Below are 7,693 nucleotides of genomic sequence, written 5' to 3' on the forward strand. Positions count from 1 at the left end.
ACTTTCGTCCATTGCGGAAGATTCCCTACTGCTGCCTCCCGTAGGAGTCTGGGCCGTGTCTCAGTCCCAGTGTGGCCGATCACCCTCTCAGGTCGGCTACGCATCGTCGCCTTGGTGAGCCGTTACCTCACCAACTAGCTAATGCGCCGCGGGCCCATCTATAAGTGATAGCCGAAGCCATCTTTCAACAAAGGAACAGGAGTTCCTTTGTGTCATCCGGTATTAGCTCCGGTTTCCCGAAGTTATCCCAGTCTTATAGGTAGGTTGCCCACGTGTTACTCACCCGTCCGCCGCTAACTAATTGGAGCAAGCTCCAATTAGTCCGCTCGACTTGCATGTATTAGGCACGCCGCCAGCGTTCGTCCTGAGCCAGGATCAAACTCTCCATAAAAGTTAAGTTTAAATCTTGTATTGCTCAAAAAACTAATAATTGACGTTTACTTCATGTTTTGTTTAGTTTTCAAAGATCATCGTTTGTTTTTAACAACTTAATAATCATATCATCGTCGACAAAATCTGTCAACCGATTTTTTTAATTATTTTGTTTGCCGCATCAGCGACGTATATAAATATAACATCCCCTTAAGAACCGGTCAACAGTTTTTTTATTTTTTTTATTTATTTTTTTAAACTAGATAAATACCAATTACACTTAAGGCTACTACACCTGGCACACCAAGTAAACTAAGGAAGCCACATGTTACAGCATTAATCGGTATATGAAAATTATTTGAAGCAAATGCATAGTTTAAAATAAATACAATCATAACGCATATGACCCCTCTTAAAACAAACCTACTAATACTTCTCAATGCTTTAACAGGTAGCCCAACTAACAATAGAAATAATATAATAAACAACACAACAGATACCATAATAATACTATTCAACAAAAAAACTCCTCTCATATAACTTGTACACCTTGTACTAAGATTGTATGAGAAGAGTTCCTATTCAATGCCTAAAAACCAATATTAAAATAAACTAGTAATCATTTTTAATGATAACCGCTAATCATGAAAATTTTGATCTACTTCGTGCAATTGTTAGTAATTAATAGATGTGAACTATAAATTCCTTTAGGCGAAGATGGGGGCTTAGTTTCACTTATACGTAATCACTATACTTGGCAACTATGCGGGATATTCTACACCGCTAACAATTTATACTATCTTAATGTGCAAAAAAAGAGTTCATTGCAAAAAACAATAAACTCTTTTACATTATTTCATTCTAGTAATTAAAACATTTCTTGCTTTAGCTTCTTTTAATAAGAAAAAGTATTTTGCTTGATAAAGTTTAACGTGGGTCAATAAATCCTCTGGAGGATCTACACTTCTTTCCATTAACTCTACTTGACTTAAGTAGATATCCTTATAATCATGTAGCTTATCAACTAGCTTTTCATCAAATTCTTTACGAAGCTTTCCTTTTTTTCGAAAAAAAACCATGGTCGATCTCCATTAATCAGTTTCTAAAGTTCTCTTCTACCTTCCAAAGCTTTTGACAACGTAACTTCGTCTGCATATTCTAAATCTCCGCCTACTGGTAGACCATGTGCAATTCGCGTAATTTTTATACCTGTAGATTTTAACAGTCTAGAAATATACATAGCAGTTGCTTCGCCTTCTATATTCGGGTTGGTAGCCAGAATTATTTCTTGAACTACATCATCTTTTAATCTGCTTAGTAATTCCATGATTTTAATATCCTCCGGTCCAACACCTTCCATTGGAGATATTGCTCCATGAAGTACGTGATATAACCCTTGATATTCTCTCATTTTTTCCATAGCGATAACATCTTTAGTATCTTGAACGACACATATTGTTGATCGATCCCTATGTTGATCACTACAAATATAGCATGGATCTTGATCAGTAATATGACCACATTCAGAGCAATAAAGAAGTTTTCTTTTTGCATCAATCATCGACTTTGCAAAATCTAATACGTCATCTTGCTTCATATCTAACATAAAAAAAGCAAGACGAACAGCTGTTTTGGGACCAACCCCAGGCAATTTCATGAAACTATCTATTAATTTGGATATTGGTTCAGGATAATGCATCTATCTTATCCTCAAAATAGACCAGGAATATTCATTCCTTTAGTAAATTGACCCATTGTTTTTGAAGTTGCTTCTTCAATTTGTTTAATTGCATCGTTAGTTGCAGTTAAAACTAAGTCTTGAAGCATATCGATATCTTCAGGATCAACAACTTCTTCTTTAATATTTACTTCTACAATTTGTTTTAATCCATTAGCTGTCACTGTTACCATACCGCCGCCAGCAGTACCAACAAATGTACGTTCATTTAACTCATTTTGAGCTTGTTCCATTTGTTTTTGCATTTTTTGCATTTGTTTCATCATGTTATTCATATTACCCATTCCGCCACGCATCATTTCGAATTCCTCCAATATAATTAGTCTTTAATTATCACTAAATCTTCACCAACAAGATTAATTGCCTCTTGTACAATCGGTGCAACCTCAGTTGAAGTCTCTTGTTGTTTTGTAGTATTTAAATAAGAATCCCTAGTTGATCTCCAATCATCTTCGGGAATTGCTAACATACTCATTTCTCCACCTAATAAATTAGATAAAGTTTGGTTAATCGTAGTTAAATGCTCCTGTTCACCATTGTTATTGATTAAATCACAAATCGTCTCTGATTTAAAAGCAACAATACACTGTTCAGATGAAGCTGCTACTACTTCTCCATACGATACTAATGTAGCTGTAGAAACCTTATTTTGAAACCTTAATTGATCTTGCAAGGATGGCCAAACAGCTAATACTTTATTCTTTTCTGGTTTTGAAGCCGCTCGTAATACACCTTGTATTAAACTGCTAGGTATTTTAGAACGAGTATTAGTTGATTTTGGTTTTGTATTTTGTGTTGCTTCACTTGTTCCACTGATTGCAATGCCATTTTCTTTTAAGTGTTTAACTTCTTTTTCAAGCGTATTGATTTTATTAATTAACGCCGTTAGCTCATCTGATTTTTTTCCGACATTGCTAATGGAAGCTTTTTGGCAAAGCTGAACAATTGCTACCTCAAGTAATACCCTTGGATGATTAGTCCATTTCATTTCTTGCTGACTTTTACTAAGCGATGCAATAATTTCATATATTAACTCATCGTTATATGCATTACAAATTTCTATAAATTGTTCACCTAGCGTTGCTCTTTCAAGTAATTCAACCGTACTTGGTGAATGTTTATATAAAAGAATATCTCTATAGTATACAGTTAAATCTTCAATAAATCTTACAGGGTCTTTCCCTTGGTTTAATAAATCCTCAATATTCGTTAAACAAGCCGAGACATTCCCCTCTATTATAGCTGCTACAATAGATAACAAACGCTCTTGTGCCACTGTACCTGTAACTGCCAATACATCTTCTAACGATATCGATTCATCACTATACGAAATAGCTTGATCAAGAATACTTAACGCATCTCGCATACCACCTTCAGCAGCTCGAGATAACATCATTAATGCTTCTGGATCAATTAACGTTTGCTGGTGATTTAATACGACAGTTAATCGCTCTGAAATAGTTTGTGAACTTATCTTATGAAAATCAAAGCGCTGACATCTTGAAAGAATCGTCAAAGGTATTTTATGTGGTTCTGTAGTAGCTAATATAAAAATAACATGCCCTGGAGGTTCTTCTAATGTTTTTAATAAAGCATTAAAAGCTCCGATCGATAACATATGTACTTCATCTATTATGTAAACTTTATACTTCCCTACAGAAGGAGCATATTTCACCTTTTCTCGAATATCACGAATTTCATCTACACCGTTATTTGAAGCAGCATCAATTTCTATTACATCTGATATCGAACCATCAGTAATACCTTTACAAATTACACACTCGTTACAAGGCTCATTTGTAGGTGCATGCTCACAATTTAAAGCTTTTGCAAAAATCTTAGCTGTACTTGTTTTACCTGTTCCTCGAGGACCTGTAAACAAGTAAGCATGAGATACTTTTTGCTGAAGAAGGGAGTTTTGTAACGTTCGTATAATATGATCTTGACCTACAACATCTTTAAATTGCTGCGGTCTCCACAAACGATATAATGCTTGATAAGTCAATTGATTTCCTCCTTCTTACAAAGTCATCATTATTATACCCCATGTATTGAATTGATGGAAAATATTTTAAAGAAAATAAAGTAAACTCTTCGAATGTGGGTTTTTAGGTTAAGGCAGACAATTTTCATTTCATGAATATAACAAAAAAACTCACCCAATATTGAGTGAGTTTTTATAAAGTTACTGCCGTGCACCACTCGTCGATGCACTACCCCAAGCGTTACTTAAACAGTTAGCTCGGCCCAGGCACCCCTACGGCACACGAGAGGGCTCACTTATTGCTGCTTCCTTCCGGACCTGACAAGGTTCGTGAGTTCTCATTGCGTAGGACCCAGACGTCAACACCACTTATTTAAGGCAGACCCTGAAATAGATACACCTCGGAGTGGAATTCAGTCTCGCTAGAGCGGATTGCGAGTACAGGGCACCGCTACCTCCCCACCTAGCACGGCAAAGTTACAACCTAAATTATACCGCTGTTTGAAGCGGTATTTAAAGTATATACGAAGCACTGTAAAAAATCAATGCCTGTCCTTATGAAGGTAAATTTTTCTTTCTAGCCCTTAATTCTTTAAAGAAATTCGTTAATAATTTACCACATTCTTCATCTAATATTCCCGAGATTACTTCGCAGCGATGATTGAATCGTTCCTCTTGTAAAAGATTGTAGATTGAACCTCCACACCCTGCTTTTGGATCCTTTGCTCCAAAAACAACTCGAGGAATTCTTGATTGAATGATTGCACCTGCACACATCGGACAAGGCTCTAAGGTTACATACAATGTAGTATCCTCTAATCTCCATGAATCAACGACTTTACACGCTTCTTCAATTGTAGTAATTTCAGCATGACCTAAAGCTGATTGCTTTATTTCACGCACATTATAACCTCTTGCTATAACTTGGTCATTGTGGACGATTACAGCGCCTATCGGAACCTCACCTAACTGTTCTGCTTTTAAGGCCTCATCAATCGCAATCTTCATATAAAACTCATCTTTATTCAAATTTTACACCTCTTTATTTCTTTAACTAACAAATATTCTTATTACGAGTAGAGAAACTAAACATAGATTGGAGTGAAGTCGATTGTATTCTTCAAAACATAAAAACAAACCACTACCCGCATTATTAATTGTCGATTTAATTAACTCATTTACATTTAAACATGGTAGTGTTCTCGCCGAAAAATCGATTAGAATGATTCCAAAAATTAATTACATAAGAGAAATTTTCAAAAATAAAAAACTTCCAATTATCTATATTAATGATCATTACAAAATTGATCATCCAACGCCGGAAAAGCTTATTAAGCACTGCTTAAATCCAATAAGCAACAAATTAATAAAACAGATAGCACCAGGCGAAGAGGATTATTTTATCTTTAAACCTAACTATTCTGGTTTTTACTTAACTCATCTTGATGATTTACTTAAAAAACTTAAAGTTACACACTTAGTTATTATAGGTGTAGCTGGGAATCGATGTGTACTATTTACTGCAAACGATGCATTCATGCGGGATTATAACTTAATTATACCCCATGATGCAATTTCCTCTGTTACGGATTACGATGAAAAAATTTCGATTTATATGATGAAAGACATTCTAAATGCAAAGATCATTCTTTCTCAGGAAATAGACGGTATCATTGATCAATTAATAGTAGATAAAGAGTGAAATTGGAAATTTTTTAAAATTGTATTCGCTCTGGCTACAGTATGTTAAAATAGTTTCTGTATGTTTTACGTATGATACGGAATTTGACTAGTAAGGAGGACAAGAGATGATACATGTACCTTTTATTACAGTAGAAGGACCTATAGGTGTCGGAAAAACATCTCTATCCAAAGCGATCTCTGAACACTTTCATTATGAGTTATTAAAAGAAATTGTAGATGAAAATCCTTTTTTGGGTAAGTTTTATACGGATATTGAAGAGTGGAGCTTTCAAACAGAAATGTTTTTCCTATGCAATCGATTTAAGCAACTAGAAGATATTGACCGAATGTTTCTTAAAAAATCGATACCAGTAGTAGCAGACTACCATATCCTTAAGAATTTAATTTTTGCTAGCAGAACATTAAGAGACAAACAGCATGATAAATACTTAAAAATATATCAGATATTAACTGAAGATATGCCAAAACCAAATGTAGTAATTTATCTAACAGCAAGTCTTGAGACTTTACAAAAACGAATCGAACTCCGAGGTAGAGAATTCGAACAATTGATAGAAGACCAATATTTAATTCAGTTAATAGAAGATTATGAGATACACATGAAAGAATTTCAAGCTAAACACCCTGAAATTCCTGTCCTAAAATTTGACGGAGACCAGATTGATTTCGTTAATAATCCAAGAGATTTAACGATGATCCTTGAATCATTAGAAAACACCTTACAAAAGGAGCTAAGAAGCATATGAATTTGCGTGAAAAATACGGAATACGAAATGACGCGGTAATTACAATTGCCGGAACAGTAGGTGTAGGAAAATCAACAATGACGAATGCACTTGCAGACGCATTAAACTTTCGTACATCATTTGAAAAAGTTGATACAAATCCATACTTAGACAAATTTTATCAAGACTTTGCTCGTTGGAGCTTCCATTTGCAAATTTATTTCTTAGCTGAACGTTTTAAAGAACAAAAAAGAATGTTTGAATACGGTGGTGGATTCATTCAAGATCGTTCAATCTATGAAGATACTGGAATCTTTGCAAAAATGCATTATGAAAAAGGCACAATGAGCGAAGTTGACTATGAAACTTATACAAGTCTTTTTGATGCTATGGTTATGTCACCATACTTCCCTGCTCCTGATTTGTTGATTTATTTAGAAGGTACATTCGATGAAGTCGTTGAGCGTATTAAGGAACGTGGACGTCCAATGGAACAACAAACTCCTATTGAGTACTGGAAAGAAATGAATACTCGCTACGAAAACTGGATTAATAATTTTAATGCTTGTCCAGTACTACGCTTAAGCATTAGTGAATACGATTTAATTAAAAACGAATCTTCAGTAGAAGAAATCGTCAAAAAAATAGGTAATTTACTAAATCATTCTCAAAAATATATGAAATCTAGATAATATAGAGACCAGTGAAAGATGTTTTTACTTTTACTGGTCTTTTATTAATATGGCGTAAAGGTTAGTATTTATAGTTTCACATCACGGAAGGCTACTTAGTCTCGAACTAGAAAAAAGGACAAACAAAAAACTCGTTACAATCATGTAACGAGTTGACAATCTCCAATATATATATGCGCTCCGTTAATAACTAAAAAAAATGGAGGAGTAAGAGGGATTCGAACCCCCGCGGGCTGTTACACCCCTGTCGGTTTTCAAGACCGATCCCTTCAGCCAGACTTGGGTATTACTCCGTATTGACAAGATTTATAATAACATGCAGTAAAAATATGGTCAAGCATTTTTCAAAAAAAATTTATATTTTTTTTGAAATAACTATTTCCTCTTTCTTCACCTATATAGTATGGCTTTTTTATACCGTATTTATCCATAAGATCAAAAAATGGGACAGAGAATACAAAAGTATTTTTTCTGCCCC

9 protein-coding genes, 1 tRNA gene, 1 rRNA gene and 1 other RNA gene are annotated in these 7,693 nt (G+C 34.6%); 3 read left to right on the forward strand and 9 right to left on the reverse strand.

Features of this window, described 5'->3' with window-relative positions; all coding sequences use genetic code 11:
• The 8 genes from B7R67_RS21425 to tadA all read right to left on the reverse strand — a co-directional run.
• Positions 1-391, reverse strand: a 16S ribosomal RNA gene (locus B7R67_RS21425); the annotation flags it as partial.
• Positions 392-626: 235 nt separating this feature from the next.
• Complete coding sequence (locus B7R67_RS21430) at positions 627-890, reverse strand: pro-sigmaK processing inhibitor BofA family protein (protein WP_158095165.1); 264 nt, start codon at positions 888-890, stop codon at positions 627-629.
• Positions 891-1,223: 333 nt separating this feature from the next.
• On the reverse strand, positions 1,224-1,451 hold the full coding sequence (locus B7R67_RS21435; RefSeq protein WP_088073028.1) for a YaaL family protein: 228 nt from the start codon (positions 1,449-1,451) through the stop codon (positions 1,224-1,226).
• Between the two features lie 23 nt (positions 1,452-1,474).
• Positions 1,475-2,071 (reverse strand): recombination mediator RecR, encoded by a 597-nt coding sequence (recR, locus tag B7R67_RS21440; RefSeq protein ID WP_088073029.1) that lies wholly within the window; start codon positions 2,069-2,071, stop codon positions 1,475-1,477.
• Between the two features lie 11 nt (positions 2,072-2,082).
• Positions 2,083-2,409, reverse strand: coding sequence for a YbaB/EbfC family nucleoid-associated protein (locus B7R67_RS21445; RefSeq protein ID WP_142289604.1), 327 nt, complete (start codon positions 2,407-2,409; stop codon positions 2,083-2,085).
• A gap of 20 nt (positions 2,410-2,429) precedes the next feature.
• Positions 2,430-4,115 carry a DNA polymerase III subunit gamma/tau gene (gene dnaX / locus B7R67_RS21450; RefSeq protein WP_088073030.1) on the reverse strand — a complete coding sequence of 562 codons (1,686 nt, stop codon included), beginning with the start codon at positions 4,113-4,115 and terminating at the stop codon, positions 2,430-2,432.
• A gap of 186 nt (positions 4,116-4,301) precedes the next feature.
• Positions 4,302-4,566, reverse strand: an RNA gene (gene ffs, locus B7R67_RS21455) — signal recognition particle sRNA large type.
• Between the two features lie 83 nt (positions 4,567-4,649).
• Positions 4,650-5,123 carry a tRNA adenosine(34) deaminase TadA gene (gene tadA / locus B7R67_RS21460; protein WP_088073031.1) on the reverse strand — a complete coding sequence of 158 codons (474 nt, stop codon included), beginning with the start codon at positions 5,121-5,123 and terminating at the stop codon, positions 4,650-4,652.
• Between the two features lie 82 nt (positions 5,124-5,205).
• On the opposite strand from tadA, the gene B7R67_RS21465 reads away from it, so the two are divergent.
• The 3 genes from B7R67_RS21465 to B7R67_RS21475 all read left to right on the forward strand — a co-directional run bounded on the left by B7R67_RS21465 (position 5,206) and on the right by B7R67_RS21475 (position 7,215).
• A complete protein-coding gene (locus tag B7R67_RS21465; protein ID WP_088073032.1) occupies positions 5,206-5,796 on the forward strand; it encodes a cysteine hydrolase family protein in 591 nt (196 codons plus the stop codon).
• 106 nt (positions 5,797-5,902) lie between these two features.
• Positions 5,903-6,544: a deoxynucleoside kinase gene (locus B7R67_RS21470; RefSeq protein WP_088073033.1), complete on the forward strand. Its 642-nt coding sequence runs from the start codon at positions 5,903-5,905 to the stop codon at positions 6,542-6,544.
• Positions 6,541-7,215 (forward strand): deoxynucleoside kinase, encoded by a 675-nt coding sequence (locus B7R67_RS21475; protein ID WP_088073034.1) that lies wholly within the window; start codon positions 6,541-6,543, stop codon positions 7,213-7,215. The genes B7R67_RS21470 and B7R67_RS21475 overlap by 4 nt, the downstream gene beginning before the upstream one ends.
• Before the next feature lie 200 nt (positions 7,216-7,415).
• Here B7R67_RS21475 and B7R67_RS21480 read toward each other — a convergent pair.
• Positions 7,416-7,508, reverse strand: a tRNA-Ser gene (locus tag B7R67_RS21480).
• Positions 7,509-7,693 lie beyond the last annotated feature (185 nt).

The organism is Gottfriedia luciferensis, assembly GCF_002156865.1.
GTDB classification, from domain to species: domain Bacteria; phylum Bacillota; class Bacilli; order Bacillales; family Bacillaceae_G; genus Gottfriedia; species Gottfriedia luciferensis.

Excerpts from the sequence above, each read along its gene's own strand:
- B7R67_RS21445 (WP_142289604.1), bottom strand. The coding sequence starts at position 2,409 with ATGATGCGTGGCGGAATGGGTAATATGAATAACATGATGAAACAAATG.
- recR (WP_088073029.1), bottom strand. The coding sequence starts at position 2,071 with ATGCATTATCCTGAACCAATATCCAAATTAATAGATAGTTTCATGAAA.
- B7R67_RS21475 (WP_088073034.1), top strand. The coding sequence starts at position 6,541 with ATGAATTTGCGTGAAAAATACGGAATACGAAATGACGCGGTAATTACA.
- B7R67_RS21470 (WP_088073033.1), top strand. The coding sequence starts at position 5,903 with ATGATACATGTACCTTTTATTACAGTAGAAGGACCTATAGGTGTCGGA.
- B7R67_RS21435 (WP_088073028.1), bottom strand. The coding sequence starts at position 1,451 with ATGGTTTTTTTTCGAAAAAAAGGAAAGCTTCGTAAAGAATTTGATGAA.